We start from the raw sequence: 269 nt of genomic DNA on the forward strand, positions 1-269 counted from the left end.
GGGTAGAACCTTGCTCTTTTAGAAGCTTGCGCATCAACCGCTTTGCAGCCTTGGCATTACCGCGGCTTTGGACCAGAACGTCGAGGACGAAACCATCCTGATCGACGGCGCGCCAGAGCCAGTGTTTCTTTCCCCGAATGGTGATGACCACCTCGTCGAGGTACAATTTGTCACCGAGCCTACCGGCTGATCGCTTGCGGATATCATTGGCGAAGCGCCTGCCGAATTTCTCGGCCCACAGTCTTACGGTTTTGGTGAGAGACCATGAC

Annotated in this window: 1 protein-coding gene; it reads right to left on the reverse strand. The window is 55.4% G+C overall.

Translation table 11 applies throughout. The annotated features are described in order from the left end of the window. A partial coding sequence (locus tag AF337_RS05785) for a DDE-type integrase/transposase/recombinase (RefSeq protein WP_152970922.1) occupies positions 1–269 on the reverse strand: 269 nt, incomplete at both ends.

Source organism: Rhizobium ecuadorense (assembly GCF_001187535.1).
GTDB lineage: Bacteria > Pseudomonadota > Alphaproteobacteria > Rhizobiales > Rhizobiaceae > Rhizobium > Rhizobium ecuadorense.